This window comes from Pseudomonas helmanticensis (assembly GCF_900182985.1).
Classification (GTDB): Bacteria; Pseudomonadota; Gammaproteobacteria; order Pseudomonadales; family Pseudomonadaceae; genus Aquipseudomonas; species Aquipseudomonas helmanticensis.
Map to the genome: position 1 here is coordinate 1,137,267 of NZ_FXUY01000001.1, position 19,521 is coordinate 1,156,787.

16 protein-coding genes are annotated in these 19,521 nt (G+C 59.0%); 8 read left to right on the top strand and 8 right to left on the bottom strand.

Annotated elements, in window-relative coordinates:
• Positions 1-31: 31 nt before the first annotated feature.
• On the bottom strand, positions 32-1,390 hold the full coding sequence (locus tag QOL84_RS05255; protein ID WP_283436451.1) for a glutamine synthetase family protein: 1,359 nt from the start codon (positions 1,388-1,390) through the stop codon (positions 32-34).
• A 162-nt stretch (positions 1,391-1,552) separates the two neighbouring features.
• Between QOL84_RS05255 and QOL84_RS05260 the strand changes: the two genes are divergently transcribed.
• Positions 1,553-2,467 (top strand): helix-turn-helix domain-containing protein, encoded by a 915-nt coding sequence (locus QOL84_RS05260; protein ID WP_283436452.1) that lies wholly within the window; start codon positions 1,553-1,555, stop codon positions 2,465-2,467.
• Positions 2,468-2,829: 362 nt separating this feature from the next.
• On the top strand, positions 2,830-3,345 hold the full coding sequence (locus tag QOL84_RS05265) for a cupin domain-containing protein (protein WP_283436453.1): 516 nt from the start codon (positions 2,830-2,832) through the stop codon (positions 3,343-3,345).
• Positions 3,346-3,527: 182 nt separating this feature from the next.
• On the opposite strand, the gene QOL84_RS05270 is transcribed toward QOL84_RS05265, so the two are convergent.
• Positions 3,528-4,139: a dTMP kinase gene (locus QOL84_RS05270; RefSeq protein WP_283436454.1), complete on the bottom strand. Its 612-nt coding sequence runs from the start codon at positions 4,137-4,139 to the stop codon at positions 3,528-3,530.
• Positions 4,140-4,352: 213 nt separating this feature from the next.
• On the opposite strand from QOL84_RS05270, the gene QOL84_RS05275 reads away from it, so the two are divergent.
• From QOL84_RS05275 to QOL84_RS05295, 5 genes are all read left to right on the top strand, one after another.
• Positions 4,353-5,486: an aminotransferase class V-fold PLP-dependent enzyme gene (locus QOL84_RS05275; RefSeq protein WP_283436455.1), complete on the top strand. Its 1,134-nt coding sequence runs from the start codon at positions 4,353-4,355 to the stop codon at positions 5,484-5,486.
• A 140-nt stretch (positions 5,487-5,626) separates the two neighbouring features.
• Positions 5,627-6,037, top strand: coding sequence for an ASCH domain-containing protein (locus QOL84_RS05280; protein ID WP_283436456.1), 411 nt, complete (start codon positions 5,627-5,629; stop codon positions 6,035-6,037).
• Positions 6,038-6,192: 155 nt separating this feature from the next.
• Positions 6,193-7,104 (top strand): bestrophin family protein, encoded by a 912-nt coding sequence (locus tag QOL84_RS05285; protein ID WP_129393861.1) that lies wholly within the window; start codon positions 6,193-6,195, stop codon positions 7,102-7,104.
• Positions 7,105-7,389: 285 nt separating this feature from the next.
• Positions 7,390-9,795: a glucose/quinate/shikimate family membrane-bound PQQ-dependent dehydrogenase gene (locus QOL84_RS05290; RefSeq protein WP_283436457.1), complete on the top strand. Its 2,406-nt coding sequence runs from the start codon at positions 7,390-7,392 to the stop codon at positions 9,793-9,795.
• 113 nt (positions 9,796-9,908) lie between these two features.
• Positions 9,909-11,207 carry a carbohydrate porin gene (locus QOL84_RS05295; protein ID WP_283436458.1) on the top strand — a complete coding sequence of 433 codons (1,299 nt, stop codon included), beginning with the start codon at positions 9,909-9,911 and terminating at the stop codon, positions 11,205-11,207.
• A 112-nt stretch (positions 11,208-11,319) separates the two neighbouring features.
• On the opposite strand, the gene QOL84_RS05300 is transcribed toward QOL84_RS05295, so the two are convergent.
• The 5 genes from QOL84_RS05300 to QOL84_RS05320 form a co-directional block, all read right to left on the bottom strand.
• Entirely contained in the window at positions 11,320-12,504 is a 1,185-nt protein-coding gene (locus QOL84_RS05300; RefSeq protein ID WP_283436459.1) for a DUF2252 family protein, read from the bottom strand.
• A 74-nt stretch (positions 12,505-12,578) separates the two neighbouring features.
• A complete protein-coding gene (locus QOL84_RS05305; RefSeq protein WP_129393853.1) occupies positions 12,579-13,925 on the bottom strand; it encodes a glutamine synthetase family protein in 1,347 nt (448 codons plus the stop codon).
• Between the two features lie 21 nt (positions 13,926-13,946).
• Positions 13,947-14,504, bottom strand: a complete 558-nt coding sequence (locus tag QOL84_RS05310) for a helix-turn-helix domain-containing protein (protein ID WP_129393851.1) — start codon at positions 14,502-14,504, stop codon at positions 13,947-13,949.
• A 37-nt stretch (positions 14,505-14,541) separates the two neighbouring features.
• Positions 14,542-15,831, bottom strand: coding sequence for an NAD(P)/FAD-dependent oxidoreductase (locus QOL84_RS05315; RefSeq protein WP_283436460.1), 1,290 nt, complete (start codon positions 15,829-15,831; stop codon positions 14,542-14,544).
• 103 nt (positions 15,832-15,934) lie between these two features.
• On the bottom strand, positions 15,935-16,300 hold the full coding sequence (locus tag QOL84_RS05320; protein WP_129393846.1) for a winged helix-turn-helix transcriptional regulator: 366 nt from the start codon (positions 16,298-16,300) through the stop codon (positions 15,935-15,937).
• A 101-nt stretch (positions 16,301-16,401) separates the two neighbouring features.
• On the opposite strand from QOL84_RS05320, the gene QOL84_RS05325 reads away from it, so the two are divergent.
• A complete protein-coding gene (locus QOL84_RS05325) occupies positions 16,402-17,151 on the top strand; it encodes an SDR family oxidoreductase (RefSeq protein ID WP_283436461.1) in 750 nt (249 codons plus the stop codon).
• Between the two features lie 10 nt (positions 17,152-17,161).
• Here QOL84_RS05325 and QOL84_RS05330 read toward each other — a convergent pair whose 3' ends face one another.
• Complete coding sequence (locus tag QOL84_RS05330) at positions 17,162-19,459, bottom strand: TonB-dependent receptor (RefSeq protein WP_283436462.1); 2,298 nt, start codon at positions 19,457-19,459, stop codon at positions 17,162-17,164.
• Positions 19,460-19,521: the final 62 nt, after the last annotated feature.

A 19,521-nucleotide genomic window follows, 5' to 3' on the forward strand; every position in this document is an offset into this window, starting at 1 on the left:
ACGATCGACACAGGGGATCTTTTTAGGTTGGTCAGACGCTGAGCATCAGGAACTCACGCTCCCACGAGCTGATCACGCGCTTGAAGTTCTCATGCTCGGCACGCTTCACCGCGACATAGCCACGGACGAATTTGTCGCCAAGGTATTGCGCAACGGCTTCGCACTCTTCCATCTGCGTCAGCGCTTCTTCGATGGTGATCGGCAAACGCAGGTTGCGGCGCTCATAAGCGCGGCCTTGTACCGCAGCGCTTGGCTCGATGCCGTCAACCATGCCGATGTAACCGCAGAGCAGGCTCGCGGCAATCGCCAGATACGGGTTGGCATCGGCGCCCGGCAAGCGGTTTTCCACGCGCATGGCTTCCGGGCTGGAAGTCGGGACACGCAGGCCGACGGTACGGTTTTCTTCGCCCCATTCGACGTTGACCGGTGCCGAGGTGTCCGGCAGGAAGCGGCGGAACGAGTTGACGTTCGGCGCGAACATCGGCAGCACTTTCGGGATGTATTTCTGCAAACCGCCGATGTAATGCAGGAATAACTCGCTCATCTGCCCGTCGGCGTTGGCGAAGATCGGCTTGCCGGTGGCGATGTCCACCACGCTCTGGTGAATGTGCATGGCGCTGCCCGGTTCATCGCCGATCGGCTTGGCCATGAACGTCGCCGCAACGTTGTGCTTGAGCGCCGCCTCTCGCATGGTGCGTTTGAACACGGTGATCTGGTCGGCCAGATCCAGCGCGTCGCCGTGACGGAAGTTGATTTCCATCTGCGCCGGGCCGTCTTCGTGGATCAAGGTGTCGAGATCCAGACCTTGCAGTTCGCACCAGTCGTAGACGTCTTCGAACAGCGGATCGAATTCGTTGGCGGCATCGATGGAGAACGACTGCCGACCGCTTTCCGCGCGGCCCGAACGCCCCAGCGGTGCTTTGAGCGGCAAGTCCGGGTCTTCGCAACGTTGGGTCAGGTAGAACTCCATTTCCGGCGCCACAATCGGCTTCCAGCCTTTGTCGGTGTACAGCTGCAAGACTTTCTTCAGGACGTTGCGCGGCGACAGTTCGATCGGGTTGCCGAACTTGTCGAAGGTGTCGTGGATGACGATGGCGGTCGGTTCGATCGCCCAAGGAATCACGTAGACCGCGTCAGCCACTGGCTTGCAGACCATGTCGATGTCGGCAGGATCGAGCAGGTCGTAGTAGATGTCGTCGTCGACAAAATCCCCGGTTACCGTTTGCAGCAGCACACTTTCCGGCAGGCGCATGCCTCGCTCATGCAGGAACTTGTTGGTCGGTGCGATCTTGCCGCGGGCAATGCCGGTCAGGTCGCTGACCACACATTCGACTTCGGTAATCTTGTGATCTTTCAGCCACGTGAACAGCTGATCGAAAGGGGCATTCATAAAGACCTCGTTATTGGTTTTATAGACGCCGGGGAGGGCGGGTTTCATCTTCCGCCCCTTCCCCTGTGGCGCGTTGACGACTATCTTGGGCGAGCCTTGCAGTTCCATCTATCCACTTTAAGCAGCACCAAAGCGCACCAAAAGAGTGCGCAAGGTCACCCCATGACAACGTGCAATCCGCTCCAGGTTCAAGCGTTCAACACCGCCGATGTGGCTGAGCAAGTCCGTGTCACACCGGGCTGGGTCCAGCATTACCAGCAGATGTCGCCGGGGCATTTCGCCGGGCAGATCCGCTATCTGGACCTGCAGGGCGTCGAGGTTTACGAAGAGCAGATGAACACCCGGGTCGAGCAGAATTTCAGCGCGCCGTCGGGTGCTTTGGCGTTCTGTTTTGATCGCAGCGACAACGCGCTTTATCTGCTTAATGAAGAGAGCCGCAACATCTGGATCACCCCGGAGAACTACCAGGAAATCGCCGTGGTGTTCGGCGCCGAATTTGTCCGCCAGCAGGGTCTGGATGTGGCAAAGCTAGAAGGCTTGTTCATGACCCAGCTCAATTGCGGACAGAACGCCTTGTTCACTCGCTGGTTAAGCTCGACTCTCACAAAGTTGTCGCAAACCGTTGATCCACTTGATAAAGATGGTTTGACTCGACAGCTGCTGGACGACTGTCTGTTCATCCTCGACAACGCGCGCGTGTGCCTGGACGGCGGCGGGTTACAGCGCAGGACCGAGGAGCGCATCATCATGAAGCGCGTTGCTGAATGGGCGGCGGATTCGCCTGAAGAGACCGTCAATCTGATGGAGCTTTCGCACGTGGCGCGGGTGTCACTGCGGCAGTTACAGCAAGCGTTCAAGGCGTATACCGGCATGACGCCAAGCCACTGGTTGCGTCTGCGCCGATTGAACAGCGCACACCGCGAACTGCTCAAATGCCAGCCCACCGAAACCACCGTCGCCGAAGTGGCCATGCACTGGTCGTTCTGGCATCTGGGGCGGTTTTCCAGCAGCTACCGGGCGCTGTTCAACGAGTTGCCCAGCGAGACGTTGAAACGGTCGGTCATGAGCCGCCGATAGACGGGCGTTCGGGCAGGGCGAGGGGAGGCGGAGCTGGCGACGCACGTCCGTCAGATTGCTGTCGGGTCGGTGAGCGTGTCTGCGCCGAGCGCAGACTGGCGTGGATCTCAATGCGTTTCACTGCGGCGCAGGCTCGCCGCTCAGTGATCGACCATCGGCGGATTTGCCAAGAGCTGTTTGCTGTGGCGTTCGAACGCAGGGGAATCAACGTGTAGCGGATTGCCGGGTTCTACGTTTGCCCTTTAATCAAGGCACGGGATGGGGCATTGTTTGTGTGTTGAGGCGAGGCTGATTGCTAGCTCTACTAAATGACCGTTTAGTAGAGCTATCAATAATATTCAATAAAAACAATGGAGTAGGTCATGATTAAGGCTAAAGCCAACGCGCAGGACGTGATTACTGCGCTGAATCTTGAGCCTCATGTCGAAGGCGGCTATTTTCGCCGAACCTACCAATCCGACCATCGCGACAGCCTGGAAACCGCCGGCGGTCCACGCTACCTGATGACCTCGATTTATTACCTGCTGACAGAACAATCACCAGTGGGCCAATTCCATTTCAATCGCTCGGACATCCTGCATTATTTTCATTTGGGCGACGCCATCGAATACAACCTGATTCACGCTGACGGCTCATTGCAAACGTTGGTCATGGGCAGCGACGTCCTGGCTGGCCAACATTTGCAATTACACGTGCCTGGCGGAATCTGGAAAGCTTCGCGACTGCTGGACGGCTCAAATGGATTTGGATTGATCAGCGAGGCAGTTTCACCCGGTTTTGATTTTGCAGATATGGAGATGGGCGATCGAGAGAAACTCACGGCGCAGTTTCCACAGCATCGAGCGCTGATTGAAAAGTTGACGCGTGGTGATGGTTGAGGGGGATGGATTTGAAGGAAGCGCTTGGTGTTGGGAAAAGAGATTTAGGCGTGGCGCTGGAGATTGGAATGTTCTGAGGCACAGGGCCAATCTTGAAATACGTTGTTACGTGTAATGTATATTATGTTAAATCTTGTATTAAGCTACGCACGCTTACAACAACTCAGTCTCCATCTCGACAATCACCCAAGCACCTTATAGATCTCAGCAACCACCTGCGTCACTGCATCCTCAACCGTTCCCTCATTACGACACAACACCCACCCCTGATCGACAACCGCGCGCTCAAACATCTCGGTACACGCGACATGCTCAGCGTGCTTCTGAATCACCGTGCCGCCCAGTCCCCGCGAGCGTGCCGTTGCTCTCGCCCAAGAAATATCCGCAGCAGTAACAACGCCAACATGCAGATCTGGCACTTGCACGTTCCTGTCCAGGTTCAACTGAAGAATCTCCGCAAACGGCACCGTATGCCGAAACGCAGCATCCGACGGATACCAGCGATCGATCAGGATAATGCTGTCCAACGGCTGTTTAGGCAGAACGTTTCGCGAGATCCAGCTACGGCTATCAGCAAGTCGCTGACACACAGCCCACTCCAGATCCCGGGACGGATTTCTCGCGAGTTGGTTGACAAGGGCCATGGTTTCACCCCTGTAAGGATCGCTTTTTCTCTCGCAAAGTCGGATGACTTTCAGGTTTTCTGACCTTAATGCTGCGGTAACGGCTTCCAACAGTGTGGTTTTGCCGGTGCCTTTTGGCCCATCCAGAGAAACAAACAGCGGACGATTCATTGTTCACACAACGATGGAGAGATTGACGGGCACTCTATCTCATTTATGAAATTCAATGAGCGCATCCCTGCCCTTGCCTACACTTCCATCCCTCTGGTCTGTGCACCAGACATTTGATTGGCACGCACGCTGACCCGTGCCAGCAATCTTGTCATTTCCCAACGCTTAAGGCAGGGTCGATACCACTGACATCTCTGCCAAAGGAATCACGCCATGTCGAAGCTCTATCCCAGTATCGATCCCGAGGGGTTGGTCGAGTACTCCGTGGTCTACACTGATCGCTCGCTGAACCACATGTCGCAGTCCTTTCAAGCGGTGATGAAGAATATTTCCCAGACCCTGAAACAGGTCTACAACGCCGAGGCGGTTGCGGTGGTGCCGGGTAGCGGCACATTTGGCATGGAAGCGGTGGCGCGGCAGTTTGCGACCGGCCAGCAATGCCTGGTGATACGCAATGGCTGGTTCAGTTATCGCTGGAGCCAGATCCTTGAGATGGGCAACATCCCGGCGGCCACCACGGTGCTGAAAGCTCGCCCCGTCGACGCCGGTCACCAGGCTGCCTATGCCCCACCGCCGCTGGACGAAGTGCTGGCAGCCATCGCGGCGCATAAGCCGAAAATTGTCTTCGCGCCCCACGTTGAAACGTCCTCCGGGATTATCCTGCCCGACGAGTATTTGCGAGCCGTCGGCGACGCCGTGTATGCAGTGGGTGGCCTGTTCGTGCTGGACTGCATCGCCTCGGGCACGCTTTGGGTTGATATGCACAAATGCGCCGTCGACCTACTGATCAGCGCCCCGCAAAAAGGCTGGAGCGCCTCCCCTTGCTGCGCGCTGGTGATGTTCAGCCCTTTGGCCCTTGAGCGCATCGAGCACACGCAAAGCAGTAGCTTCGCCTGCGACTTGAAAAAATGGCTGCAAATCATGCAGGCCTACGAACAGGGCGGCCACGCCTACCACGCGACCATGCCCAGCGATTCCCTCGCGCGGTTTAACGAGGTGATGAAAGAAACGCAGGTCTACGGCTTCGACAAGATTCGCGACGAACAACAGGCGCTCGGCGATCAGGTGCGCGCCATGTTGACCGGCAAGGGCTTCAAAAGCGTGGCCGCTAAAGGCTTTCAGGCCCCAGGTGTGGTGGTGAGCTACACCGACGATGCCGACATCAAAAACGGCAAGAAATTTGCCAACCACGGTCTGCAGATCGCCGCCGGCGTGCCGTTGCAATGCGACGAACCGGCCGACTTCCAGACCTTCCGCATCGGCCTGTTTGGGCTGGAAAAACTGCACAATATCGAGCGCACGGTGAGCACGCTGGAGCAGGCGGTGGATGAGGTGATGGTTGGCTGAGACCTCAGCGGCCTCGCAAGTCAAAGCCATCGCAAAATAAGGATGCTGGAACGGCTCAGACGATCGAGGCCGCAAAGTTGAAGTACGGCGGTGTAGCAGGCCATGTCGAATGACCATGGGATTTTTAAAGGGACTTAATGATGAGCATTATTGATGATTTAAAGGCCAGGTACCCCGGAGCCATTGCGTGGCCGTTTGGAGATACTCCAGAAATGGCAGATAAGCTGGCAGAACTGGTCGCCAAAGGAGTAAAAACGGCGACATGCAGCTCCCTTTCGTCATTCAAACTTGAAAGTGAACCGCCCACTATCGGCGGTTACAACATTGTTCTAAATGGTAACGGCGAACCTGTCTGTGTCACTCGAGTTACTTCGATGCGCATCGTTCGGTACTGCGATGTGGATCAGAACCTTGCTAGAAAGGAAGGTGAAGGGGATCTCAGCCTCAGGTACTGGATGCAAGGTCATAAAGATTTTTTCCAAAGAGAGGGCTCGTTCAACGAGGCCATGGAACTTGTGGCAGAGGAATTTGAGTTGATCGAAATGTTGTAAAAAAGCCAGCGGCTGTCGTTTCCCCCCCGCGTAAGCATGAATGCCTGAGTACACATCCGGACGAACAATCGCTGCATTGCAGCGCCGAACCTTTCACCGCATACCGCCGTCCGAGCTAAGGCATCAATGCTTCCCGCTCGCCACGAGGTTTCCGTTTGAAAGCTGCCATCGTCAAAAAATACCGTCTGATCATCAAGACCCTGGGCTATGTCGGCTGGGCGTTGTTCTGGCTGTTGCTCTGGGACATCGCGGTCACGGTCGACTTCATGCTGTTTCTCAACGCCAAGCTGAATTTGCCGCTGATGCCCCTGACGTTATTGGGTTCGGCATTGATCGTGCTGATCAGTTTTCGTAACAGCAGCGCCTACAACCGCTGGTGGGAGGCGCGGACATTGTGGGGCTCGATGATCAACAGTTCGCGCAGCTTCGCCCGGCAGGTGCTGACGTTGCTGGATGACCCCGGCAGCGAGGTGAATCCGGTCAAGTCGACGTTGTTGCGCCGCCACGTTGCTTACGTCAATTGCCTCGCGGCGCATCTGCAAGGTTTGCCTTGTCCCGATGAAATCCGGGCGTTTATTCCCGCTGATGAATTCGCCCGCAGTGGCACGACCAATAATTTCGCCAACGACATTCTCACCGGCTCCGCTGCGCTCCTGGCGCGGGAATACAAGGCCGGGCGGCTGGACAGCATTCGTCTGGCACGGCTGGAGTCGACGCTGGTGGACCTTTCGAACAGTCAGGGCGGTATGGAGCGGATCGCCAATACGCCGCTGCCCTACCCTTATGTGTATTTTCCGCGCCTGTTTATTTCGCTGTTCTGCCTGATCGTGCCAGTGGGACTGGTGGAATCGTTGGGTTGGTTCACGCCGCTGGCCTCGACCGTGGTCGGTTTTATGCTGTTGGCCATCGAGCGCATTGGCACGGATCTGCAGAGTCCGTTTCGCCACAGCGAACATCAGATTCAGATGGAAGCGTTGTGCGAAACCATCGAGAAAAACCTGCAGTCGATGCAGCGTGATTCTTTGGACACTGAACGGCGCAGCGAAGCTTCCCCACAGCCTTTGTAGGAGCTGCGGCGCGCTGCGATTTTTTGATATTGATTGTTTAAAGATCAAAAGATCGCAGCGTGCCGCAGCTCCTACAAGGAATCGCTGGCTGTCATAACTTACGGTTTATTTGGCGAAAACGCTGTTTTTTGAGATTTCTCGAATTTATCCCGCCCGTTGAAGAGCGCGCTTCCCGTTGAAAGACAGACCATTCGGCAGTGATCTGCGCTTTACGCCGAATTGATGATTTAACTGGATAGTTAACTAACTATATAATGGCCATCTCATTTCAACGGGACACTCAACGTGAAGCAGAGTCAACGCCTCTCGGGCATATCAAAATTCATTCTGGTCGGGCTGGGCGTCGTCATCGTCCTGCTCGGCTTGGCGCTGGCTGCGGGCGGCGTGAAGTTGGTCAGCCTGGGAGGGTCGTGGTACTTCCTGGTGGGTGGCTTGGTCATGGCCGTTTCCGGTCTGCTGATCGCGCGCTTCAAACTGAGCGGTGCCTGGTTGTTTGCAGCGTTCCTGGTCGGGACGGCGATCTGGGCTGTCAGCGATGCCGGTCTGGTGTTCTGGCCAGTGTTCTCGCGCCTGTTCATGTTCAGTGTGATCGGCCTGGTCGTGGCGCTGGTTTATCCGCTACTCAAACGTGCCAACGGCGGCGTTGCGGGTCGCGGCACTTACGCCGTGGCTGCGGTGCTGGCGGTTGGCGTGGCTGTGGCGGCTGGCAACATGTTCGTCGCACATCCGACCGTTGCTGCCACCGGCACTGGCCCGGGCCTGACTCCGGTTGAACCGGACAAGGCGCAAAAAGATTGGGCGCACTACGGCAATACCGAAGGTGGCAGCCGCTTCGCAGCGCTGGACCAGATCAACCGCAACAACGTCGACAAGCTGAAAGTTGCCTGGACCTATCACACCGGTGACGTCGCCGAGAGCGATGGCAACGGTGCTGAAGATCAGCTGACCCCACTGCAAATCGGCAACAAAGTCTTCATCTGCACCCCGCACAACAATTTGATCGCACTCGATGCCGACACCGGCAAAGAACTGTGGAAGAACTCGATCAACGCGAAGTCGAAAGTCTGGCAGCGCTGCCGTGGCATGGCGTATTTCGATGCCACCGCTTCTATCGCCCAGCCAAGCAATTCGACGATCATCGAAGCCAAACCGGAGCCGGCCGCCAATTGCCGACGCCGTCTGCTGACCAACACCATCGATGCCCGCCTGATCGCGGTCGATGCTGACACCGGTGAGTTCTGTGAGAATTTCGGCACCAATGGCCAGGTTGATCTGAAGGCTGGCCTCGGCGATGTGCCGGACAGCTACTATCAGTTGTCTTCCGCGCCGTTGATGGCCGGCACCACCGTGGTGGTTGGCGGTCGCGTGGCGGACAACGTGCAGACCGACATGCCAGGTGGCGTGATCCGTGGTTTCGACGTGATCACAGGCGCCATGCGCTGGGCGTTCGACCCGGGCAACCCGCAAGATAAAAAGGCCCCGGCAGACGGCAGCACTTACGTGCGCAGCACGCCGAACAGCTGGGCACCGATGTCCTACGACCCGGCCACTAACACCGTATTCCTGCCGATGGGCAGTTCGTCCACCGACATCTATGGTGTCGAGCGCAGCAAACTGGATCACACTTACGGCGCCTCGATCCTCGCGCTGGACGCCACGACCGGCGCCGAGCGCTGGGTGTTCCAGACCGTGCACAACGATCTCTGGGACTTCGACCTGCCGATGCAGCCGAGCCTGATCGACTTCACCAAGGACGGCAAAACCGTTCCCGCACTGGTCATCGGCACCAAGGCCGGGCAGATCTACGTCCTCGACCGCGCCACCGGCAAACCACTGACTGACGTGAAAGAAGTGCCGGTCAAAGCGGCGAACATCCCGAACGAACCGTACTCCCCTACCCAGCCGAAATCGCTGGGAATGCCGCAGATCGGTGCGCAGCACCTGACCGAAGCGGACATGTGGGGCGCAACACCGTACGACCAGTTGCTCTGCCGCATCGACTTCAAAGGCATGCGTTACGACGGCCTGTACACCGCGCCGGGCATGGACAAATCGTTGAGCTTCCCGGGTTCGCTGGGCGGCATGAACTGGGGCAGCATCTCGACTGACCCGGTGCACGGTTTCATCTTCGTCAATGACATGCGCCTGGGTCTGTGGATTCAGATGATCCCGTCGCAGAACAAAGGCCAGGCCGCTGGCGGTGGCGAAGCGCTGAACACCGGCATGGGCGCCGTTCCGCTGAAAGGCACGCCTTACGCCGTGAACAAGAACCGCTTCCTGTCGGTGGCCGGCATTCCGTGTCAGGCGCCACCGTTCGGCACGCTGACCGCGATCGACATGAAAACCCAGAAAATCGCCTGGCAGGTTCCGGTCGGCACGGTTGAAGACACCGGTCCACTGGGCATCCGCATGCACCTGCCGATCAAGATCGGTCTGCCAACGCTCGGCGGCACCCTGTCGACCCAAGGTGGCTTGATCTTCATCGCCGGCACCCAGGACTTCTACCTGCGCGCATTCAACAGCGGCAACGGTGAAGAAATCTGGAAGGCACGTCTGCCCGTCGGCAGCCAGGGCGGCCCGATGACGTACGTTTCGCCGAAAACCGGCAAGCAGTACATCGTCATCACCGCCGGCGGCGCGCGCCAGTCGACGGATCGTGGCGATTACGTCATGGCCTACGCCTTGCCGTAACCCGTTGCTGCCACCGGCCCACGCGATTACTGCGTGGGCACATCGTAAAACGCGGTGCCTGAGGGCACCGCGCTTCGTTCTATTGCGCACATGTTTTCAGCAGGAAGATTCACATGGTTTTGGCTGTTGGTTTCTCTCGTTCCGACCTGTTCAAAGGCCTGTTGCTGGGCCTGACTTGCACCACCGCCCTCCCCGCGCTGGCCGCTGACGATTCCGATCTGTTGACCCGCAGCACCCTCACCGGTGACTGGGGTGGCTTGCGTCACCAAATGGATGAACAAGGCGTCAAGTTCACCGGCGACTACAGCGGCGAAACCGCCTACAACGCTGATGGTGGCTTGCATCGCTCGGCGCGCTACTCGCAGAACATCAAGCTCGGTGTGCAGTTCGACCTGAGCAAGTTGTACGGCTTCGACAACGCCGGCAAAGTCCAGCTGACCATCAACGACCGTCGTGGCAACAGCGCCTCGGAAGACCTGGTCGGCAACCGTCTGCCGATCCAGGAAAACTACGGTGGCCTGTACACGCGCCTGACCGAACTCAGTTACGAGCGCAGCCTGTTCACCCCCGCGCTCAACGTCAAACTCGGCTACATGGCCATGGGCAACGACCTCGGTGGCCTCGACAGCGGCATTCTCTGCAACTTCATGAACGCCGGTTTCTGCGGGCATCCGCTGAACATGTCCGGCGGCAGCGGCTGGACCAACTACCCCAATGCGCACTTGGGCGTGCGGGTGAAGTACGACCTGTCGTCGTCCTGGCAATTGCGCGTGGCGGCGTTCAACGTCGACCCGGAAAGTAACGGCAACTCCAGCCGCGCCTGGCACCTTGGCCCGAAACACACGACGGGCACCGTGGTGCCGATCGAGTTGGTGTACAAGCACGCCGGTGAGCTGCCCGGCGAATACAAGGTCGGTTACTACTACGACAGCTCCGACGTGAAACGCATCGGCAGCGACAAAGACGTGTCCGGTCGTGGCGGTCATTACCTGCTGGTCGATCAGGCCGTGTGGAGTTCACCCTCGTCTGTAGGCCGCAGTCTGCACGCTTTCGGTCAGTACTCGGCAGCTAGCGAAGCAGCCTCGCCGTTCAGCAAGTGGTACGGCACCGGCGTGGTTCTGTACAAACCGTTCGAGGGCCGCCCGCATGACACCGTCGCGCTGGGTTATGGCCGCGCCGTACCCAACCCGCGCAGCCGCGATGTGCAGCAAGACGCCGCGCTCGCCAATGGCGCCGCGTTCCCCAATCTGGACAGCGCTGAACAATTGATCGAACTCGGTTACGGCTATCAAGCCACACCTTGGCTGACCCTGCGCCCGAACGTGCAATACATCATCGAACCGGGCGCGTTCTCCGGACAAGACATCGACAACGCCCTGGTCGTGGGCCTGCAAGTAAAAGCCGCCCTCTAACCCCCAACCCTGTGTAGGAGCTGCCGCAGGCTGCGATCTTTTGATCTGAAAGAAAGATCAAAAGATCGCAGCCTTCGGCAGCTCCTACAGGGATTTCAGGATCTCAGTGGTTTCAGTGTTGCAGTGCATACCGGCGGCAATGCTCCAGATAGCCTTTCTCGTGACTGCCGACCAACTGCACAACGCTCGACCATAACCACGACGGCGCATCGAGGGTCTTTGAACGGCACGCCTGCAGATCGCGCATCCATGAAGCCCGCGTCGCCAGGTCCATTTGCCGTGCATGGGCGATCCCGACCACTCGCGCCAGATAACCCGCTGCCAGCATGGCATCGCGTTGGCTCAACTGATCGAGTTCCAGCTTCATGTCTTGCGGCAGCAATTCGCGGATAAAAAAACCGTGGTCGAGCACCCGTGTCGCAATCATTCGGTTACCCAATCCCGGCGATAGAAACCGCGCCCCTTCGACCACCCGTTTACCGTTGTCACGCGGCATCCGCGCCCTGGCCGCACGCGGTGCAGCAGCGGCCACTGCTTCCTTGATATCGAGCAGGCAGAAGTCCTGATCATCGTCGTCGCCCACGCCCAAAAGCACTGCGTAACGGTTCAAACCCAAAGAGCTGCAGCCTTTGACCCAGTACGCCGAGTCGAGCAATTTGACGCGGTCATCCTTCGACCGGCCTTTCAAAGCAGTCACCAAACCATGGATTTCATCGGTCGAGTACAGGGTCTTCAGCGCCGCACGTTCTGCGCGCGAAAGTGACCAGAAGTGTTTGCCCAAAGGAATCGTCGGTTGGGTGTTCTCGATGCGTTCCTGCGCCAGATGCTTCCAGGTGCGTTGCACGGCGTTGCGCATGCCCGCCTTCACTTGCGCCGGGCGCGGCGGTTCTTTATCGACATCGTCGACAAAGGCCTGCTCGTAGCCGCGCATCATTTCTTCGAGCATGCGCGCGGTGGCGACGCCGGGCAGATCGGAGCCACGCGCTGCCGTGGCCAGTGACAACGCCAGCCTGACGAGATCGTGCGCGGGGTTGCCAATGACGGTCTGATCCAGGTCACGAATGTGGATGTCGATCCGCCCTTTCAAATCGCCAGTGGGCCCGAGGTTACCGGCGTGACAATCGCCGCAGATCCACACCGCCGGTCCGTGCGGCAGGCGCCGGCCGGGCTGGCTGTGCAGCCATTCATAAAACTGCACGGTGCTGCCCCGAACATAAGCATGAGCCGACCTCGCCATCTTGAAGTTTCGCAGTTGCGAAAGGGTTTCCAGGCGTGCGGAGGGACGAGGTGTTTTCATGGGGACTTCTGGCAGGGGATGAACTCTGTTGACCCCTGCCTTCGGTCGAATGTTTCAAGATATTACAAGATCAATCACAAATACCACCGATACTCCCGCGCATTGATCTCCTGCATGAACGCCTGATGATCCTGGCGTTTGTTCTCGCAATAGACATCGACAAACTCGGCACCCAAGCCTTCACGCAACTGCGGCTGATGCTGCATTGCGCGCACGGCTTCAAACATCTCCTTGGGGAAATCAATGCCGCTGCTGCGATCCTCATTCAGCGGCGCAATCGGCTCTTTGCGTGCTTGCAGCCCATGTTCCATGCCCACCAGAATCGCTGCCAGCACCAGATACGGATTGGCATCCGCTCCGGCGAGGCGATATTCGATGCGCAGGTTCTTCGCGTCCGATTCAGGAATGCGCAAGCAGGCATCGCGATCCTCAAAACCCCAACTCGCCTGGGTCGCCGTATTGACCGTGCCGCCCAAACGGCGCATGGCATTCTGGTTCGGGGCGAAGATCGGCATGCTGTGCGGCAACAATTCCAGGCACCCCGCCACGGCATGGCGCAACGGCTGTTGCTGATTCGCCGCGAGCAGATTATTGCCCGCCGCGTCGTAAAGGCTGACATGCACATGCATGCCGCTGCCCGGGTGCTGCAAATAAGGTTTGGCCATGAAACTGGCGCGATAACCGTGTTTGAGGGCAACCCCGCGCGTACTGCGGCAGAACAACGCCGACCAATCGGCCGCACGCAAACCGTCATCGAGGTGGCCGAAATTGATTTCGAACTGACCCGGCCCAAGCTCCGCAGTGATCACCGTGGCATCGATACCTTGCGCCCGCGTCGCCTCGACCATGTCATCCAGCACCGGGGCAAACCGCGATAGGCGTTCAATGTGCATGTTCGGCTGATCATCAGCGTCGTCGCTCAGTTCGTCACGGGGGAATTGCGGCAGGCCGTCGCGCAGCTTTTTATCGAACAGATAAAACTCCAGCTCAAACGCCACCACCGGATGAATGCCTTTGCGCGCCAGCCGGTTCAGCACCTGCGCGAGGACTTCACGCGGTTCGAATTCAATCGGCTTTTCGGTGCCGTCCGAGGTGATCAACATCTGTCCCAGCGGCTGCGCTTCCCAGGTCACCGGTTTCAATGTGCCCGGCACCAACCGCCGCAGCGCATCCGGATCGCCGTCGTTGAAGCAGTAATCGCCAATCTTGAACAGCCCGCCCTGCACGCCCAGCAACACGCAGTTCTGCGGCAATTTGAGTGCACTGCCCGCCGCGACTTTTTCGAGCATGTCGACGGGATAGCGCTTGCCGTAAAAATGCCCGGGGATGTCCAGGGAAATCAGCTCGACATAACGCACTTCAGGGTGTTGTTGGCGAAACGCACGCACTTCAGCCAGCAGGTCGGCGCAGACAGCGTCCATCGTGTTCATCCTTTATTGTTCTCAGGTGTAGACCCACAGCACTCGCGTGAGCTGTTCGGTGAGATTGCCGTAGCGGCAACGGGTGTGGCTGTCGAACTGAAAGCTGTCGCCGGCCTTCAGCGTGGTCGGTTCCGGGTCATCGCCGAGCCACAGCGTCAGCTCGCCTTCGAGCACGTAACCGCCCTGCTCCGAGCTGTCCGTCAAATGCCGGTCGCCACTGCTGGCGCCTGCTTCCAGATGACTTTCGAGCATCGAAAACGAGGCGCGCATCTGTGGCGACACCAGAATGTCGGTAATGCCGTTGGCGTAATACAACGTGCGGCGCTCGTCCGGGCGCGTCACCCACGGCAGCTCTTTGGGTTTGGGCAGGCTGTAGAAGTAGGTGGTCGGCACGCCAAAGGTTTCGCTGATCGCGGTCAGGTCGGCGACGGTTGGCCGTGACAGGCCGCGCTCGACTTGCGAGAGAAAACCCACCGAGCGCCCGATCCTGTCGGCCAGTTCCTTAAGGGTGCACTTCTTGTGTTTGCGCAGGTCGTGGATGAGGATCGCCAGCGCGGCAATTTCTTCTTGCTTGTTCATGGTCGGGGTTCCAGAAAAGGCTCCGCAAAATGTCTCATCAGACGCTGTCGCGCAGTCGATACCAGGCTTTGCCGATGGCTTCCAGCGGCGCCGCGAAGTGTTTGCCGCCGGGGAAACGGCCGTTGCTCAGGCTTTGGTACAACGCCAACTCGTCGGCGTCGCCGAGAATCGCATCAGATACCGCGCGGGCGGCGGCCAGCGTCGGCAACACGCCGTGGCCGGAATAACCTTGCAGCCAGTACCGGTTGCCCTCGCGTCCGACATCAGGCGTGCGTTTGAGGGTCAGATCGATGTGCCCGCCCCAGGCGAATTCGACGTCGACGCCTTTCAGTTGCGGGAAGACCCACTGCAGAAATGGCCGGGTCGCCGCCGCAATATCCTTGGGCATACCGCCGAGATAGGTGCAGCCGCCGCCGAACAACAGACGGTGATCGGGGGTACGCCGGAAGTAATCGAGGACGAACTGGTTGTCGGTCACGCAGACGTTACTCGGCAGCAATGTGCAGGCTTGTTCGGCTGTCAGTGGCGCCGTGGCGACTTGATAAGTGCCCACCGGCAAGATGCAGCTGGACAGTTGCGGATCGAGTTCATCCAGATAAGCGTTGCAGGCGAGGATCAGCACATCGGCGCGAACCGAACCACGCTCGGTGTTGACCCGAAAACCACTGCCCTCCTCCTGATAATTGAGCGCTTTGCTTTGTTCATGAATCTGGCCGCCGGCACGCTCGATGGCGGCGGCGAGGCCGAGGGCCAGTTTCAAAGGATTGAGGTGCGCACCTTCCGGGTCGTACAGCCCGGCCTGATAACGATCACTGGCGACCCACGCCGGCAGCTCTTCACGAGGGATGAACTGCAAGGCGTCGTGGCCCCATTTGTGGCTGGCCTCGTGTTGCCATTCGCGCAGCAGGCTGACTCGACGCGGCATGACCGACGTCCACAAATGCCCGGGCCGATAATCGCAATCGAAACCATGGCGCGCCGGCAACGCCCGCAATTCCTCGGCAGCCCAGCGCATGCCATCCCACAGGCGCCTGGCCCGTTCATGGCCCAGCGCAGCTTCCAGCGGCGGCATGTCGCACGACCAGCCGAGAATCGCCTGCCCGCCATTGCGCCCCGAAGCAGCCCACGCCACCCGACTGGCCTCCAGCAAGGTCACGCGTTTACCGGCCAGCGCCAGGCGCAACGCTGTGTGCAGGCCACTGAAGCCTGCGCCGATGATCACAACGTCAGTCTGTTGTTCGCCTGCCAGCGCAGGTCGGGTGCACAGGATATCGGCGCAACTGTGGGCGTAATAGCTGTCGACGTGCTGCGTGGATTGCTGAAACATTCGCGACCTCGTGAAATTATCTTTTTATAATTTCATGAAAATCTACAGAATAAATTTCACGCGAGCAACCCGCTAAATTTACGACCGTGCATATGAAAAAGTCTCAGACGCTGCGAACCACGGGATCTCGCAGTTGATCGGCATTCACGCGCATCCACTGCGCCAAGGAGTCCAATGTCTCGCGCAGGGTCTGGCCCAGCGCCGTGATCCGGTACTCCACGCGCGGTGGCACCTGGGCGTACACCGTGCGCGTCACCAGCCCGCGCTGTTCGAACAGGCGCAGTTGCCGGGTCAGTTCTTTCTGGGTAATCGGCGCGACGGCGCGCTGCAATTCACTGAAACGCACCGGGCAATCGAGCACGATCAACCGATAAAGAATCGGAATCGCCCACTTGCCGGAGATCAGGCTGACGAAGTCCACCATCGGACAGCTCGGTATCGCAGTTTGCAGTGCTGATTGTTTGTTCATGAGGATCACATCCGTGCCTTGGTATGCAAAAGGTGCCTACTGGTCAAAGGATACTAACGCTCTGAGAATGGCCTCTCCAGCTCATTACAGGGATGCAGCACATGTCGAGACTGAAAAACAAATTCGCGTTGATCACCGGCGGCACGGCGGGCATTGGCCTGGAAACCGCGCGCCAGTTCCTCGAGGAAGGTGCAACCGTTGCGGTCACTGGACGCAGCGAAGAAGCCCTGGCGGCCGTCAGGGAAGAATTCGGCGAGCGTATCCTCGCCATTCGCAGCGATGCCGGTGATGTCGCAGGCCAGTTGGCATTGGCCCGACAGATTGGCGAACTGTGGTCGCGGCTGGACGTGTTGTTCATCAACGCCGGTGACGTCACGCACCGCTCGATCGAGGACTGGGACGAAGCGAGCTGGGATCAGCTCATGCAGACCAATCTCAAAGGCCCGTTCTTCCTGATCAAGGCACTGCTGCCGTTGCTGGCGAATCCATCGTCGGTGATTCTCTGTGGATCGGTCGCCGCCAGAATCGGCCTCGCCCAGAGCAACGCCTATGCCGCGAGCAAGGCTGGTCTGTTGTCCTTGGCGCGGACGCTTTCCGGCGAGCTGATCGGGCGCGGCATCCGCGTCAACGGACTCAGCCCCGGCCCTACTGAAACGGCGGCGCTGGACAAGCTTGGCTTGCCCGCCGCCGAGCAGGATGCGTTGCGTGAACGAATCCGCCAATTGGTGCCCATCGGCCGGATGGGCACTCCGTGGGAACTGGCGAAAGCTGCGGTTTACCTGGCCTCGGACGAATCGACGTACGTGGTGGGCAGCGAGCTGCTGGTCGACGGTGGCGTCGGCAACTTATAGCGTCGCCCGCTCAAAAATCATAACGCGCGGTCATGCCCAGCGTTCGCGGTGTGCCCAATACGCCGGTGTAGGCGCCGTTCGGTGAATTCCACAAGGTGGTGTAGTAAGTCTTGTCGAAGGCGTTTTTCAACCACAACGACACGTCCCACTGCCCCTTGCCCCAATCGCCGCGCACACCGGTCGAGAGGTTGACCAATGCATAACCGGGCAACTGCGCGTCACGTGAATCATCGATGGTGCCCACCGCATGCGAGCGCCACGCGTAGTTGCCGTTGACGTAGGGTTGCAGGCCGTTATCCAGATTCCATTGATAACTGGCGCTGGTGTTGTAGATCCATTTCGACGCGCCCACCACCGCGTGGCCACTCAGGTCGCAAGCGGCCGGTGCGCCCGGGCGCAAGGCGACTTCAGCGGGGCACGGCGCATCGTCATATGAAAGATACCGCACGTCGTTGAAGGAGCCGTTGATGTTGATCGTCAGGCCTTGAACCGGGCGCCAACTGCTGTCGAGTTCTACACCACGGCTGCGCACCGTGCCGGCGTTGGTCAGGTAACTGCTGAGGGTGACGTCATCGTAGGCATTGGTCTGATAGCCGTGCACCACTGTCCAGAACAGATTGGCGTTGAGCAACAGACGCTGATCGAGCAGCGTGGTCTTGATGCCCAGCTCGGCATCGTTGGCGCGCTCGCTGCCAATCAACAGCGAATCGGCACCTGCCACCGGCGCACTCGCCACGCTGAGATTGACGCCACCCGACTTCTCGCCGTGCGACAACGAGGCATACGCCAGCACCTGATCGTTGACGTGCCAGGCCAGACTGGCCAATGCCGAAGGGCTGAAACTGTAGAGGCTCAAACCGCCGGAGTCATAAGCGCCCACACGCCCTGCCCTGGCGGCAGCGGCTGATCCGCTGACGCTGGCACCGCCGACTGGCACGTTGCGCGTTACTTGCGCCAGTTTGCGTTCATAGGTCCCGCGCACGCCAAGGCTGAAATCCAGGCGCGGTGTCAGGTGCCAGGTGCCTTGGGCGAAGGTGGCGAAACTGTCGGTATCGACATCGCCATGGCCGATGCTGGTGACATTGTTCAATGCACCTTGCGGAGTGCCATTCCAGGTGTCGGCCAAGGGGCCGTAGTCGGTGAAGACCTTGTTGCTCATTTCCTGACGGAAGTAATACGCGCCCAGCACGTAGTCAAAATGTTCCCCGACCGGCGAAGCCAGGCGTATCTCTTGCGAATATTGCTTGTCGCGTGCCGATTGGCCGACGTTGTCCATCACGTCGACGTTGAGTTCATCATCGTTGCGTGGGGTGAAATCCCACCAGCGATAGGCGCTGATCGAGGTCAACGTGTAGCCACCGGCCAGATTCCAGTTGGCCTCCAGCGACGTGCCGCCCTGAAATACGGTGACGTTCTGATCGGCATCGAGATTGACCCGGCGCCCGTCCACCAGCGTCGCGCCGACCGCTGCTGCGCGCGCCTCATAACGGTTGATGCCGTTGATGGTCGGCCCGGTGCTGAACAACGAGCGCGTGCCAGCGCTGGAGTCCTCTTCGTGATAATCGGCTAGCCAGCGCAGATTGAAATCGTCGTTGGGCTGCAACAGCAGTTGCCCGCGCACGCCCTGACGCACGCCACCGCCAAGTTCATGGCCGTCAAACTGGTTTTTCACGTAGCCGTTTTCGTAAGTCTTATAGGCAGCAATGCGCCCGGTCAGCGAGTCATTCAAAGGCCCGGAAAAACTCGCCTGGTTTTGCGAATAGCCGTCCTCGCCCACTGAGCTGGCGAAGCTGCCTTGCGGCGTCGATGAAGGACGCCGTGTGGTGATGTTCAATACGCCGGCCGTGGTGTTCTTGCCGAACAAAGTGCCTTGCGGACCGCGCAGCAGTTCGATCTGCTCAACATCGAGCAAGTCGAAAACGGCCATGCCGGGGCGCCCCAGATAGACATTGTCCAGATAGATCCCGGCGCTGCCTTCGAGGCCATCGCTCGCCGGATTATTGCCCAGGCCGCGAATCGACAGGCTCGACTGCCGCGCGTGCATGAACGCGACGTTGACGCTCGGCATCGCCTGCTGCAAATCCTGCAGGCGATACAGGCGCTGCTCCTCAAGCGTCTGTGCGCCGAGCACGCTCATAGCGGTCGGCACTTGCTGAGCATCTTCGCTACGGTGGCGGGATTCGACCGTGATGGTTTGCAGCACATCGCTGTTGTCGGGTAAATCACTGGCGGTTGCTGGCAGCAACGGCATTAACGAACACAAACCCAGGGCGCCAGCGGAAAAGTTGCGCGAATAAAGAAGATTCATCGGTGGTTCCTGGAGCTGCACCGGGCAGCTCTTCGAGAGGAGTCGATACTTCGCTGCGCGTG

Bases quoted from the DNA above. Each gene is read 5' to 3' on its own strand.
- QOL84_RS05260 (WP_283436452.1), top strand. From the start codon at position 1,553: ATGACAACGTGCAATCCGCTCCAGGTTCAAGCGTTCAACACCGCCGAT.
- QOL84_RS05300 (WP_283436459.1), bottom strand. From the start codon at position 12,504: ATGAAAACACCTCGTCCCTCCGCACGCCTGGAAACCCTTTCGCAACTG.
- QOL84_RS05280 (WP_283436456.1), top strand. From the start codon at position 5,627: ATGAGCATTATTGATGATTTAAAGGCCAGGTACCCCGGAGCCATTGCG.
- QOL84_RS05265 (WP_283436453.1), top strand. From the start codon at position 2,830: ATGATTAAGGCTAAAGCCAACGCGCAGGACGTGATTACTGCGCTGAAT.
- QOL84_RS05310 (WP_129393851.1), bottom strand. From the start codon at position 14,504: ATGAACAAGCAAGAAGAAATTGCCGCGCTGGCGATCCTCATCCACGAC.
- QOL84_RS05330 (WP_283436462.1), bottom strand. From the start codon at position 19,459: ATGAATCTTCTTTATTCGCGCAACTTTTCCGCTGGCGCCCTGGGTTTG.
- QOL84_RS05315 (WP_283436460.1), bottom strand. From the start codon at position 15,831: ATGTTTCAGCAATCCACGCAGCACGTCGACAGCTATTACGCCCACAGT.
- QOL84_RS05320 (WP_129393846.1), bottom strand. From the start codon at position 16,300: ATGAACAAACAATCAGCACTGCAAACTGCGATACCGAGCTGTCCGATG.
- QOL84_RS05275 (WP_283436455.1), top strand. From the start codon at position 4,353: ATGTCGAAGCTCTATCCCAGTATCGATCCCGAGGGGTTGGTCGAGTAC.
- QOL84_RS05255 (WP_283436451.1), bottom strand. From the start codon at position 1,390: ATGAATGCCCCTTTCGATCAGCTGTTCACGTGGCTGAAAGATCACAAG.
- QOL84_RS05270 (WP_283436454.1), bottom strand. From the start codon at position 4,139: ATGAATCGTCCGCTGTTTGTTTCTCTGGATGGGCCAAAAGGCACCGGC.
- QOL84_RS05305 (WP_129393853.1), bottom strand. From the start codon at position 13,925: ATGGACGCTGTCTGCGCCGACCTGCTGGCTGAAGTGCGTGCGTTTCGC.
- QOL84_RS05295 (WP_283436458.1), top strand. From the start codon at position 9,909: ATGGTTTTGGCTGTTGGTTTCTCTCGTTCCGACCTGTTCAAAGGCCTG.
- QOL84_RS05325 (WP_283436461.1), top strand. From the start codon at position 16,402: ATGTCGAGACTGAAAAACAAATTCGCGTTGATCACCGGCGGCACGGCG.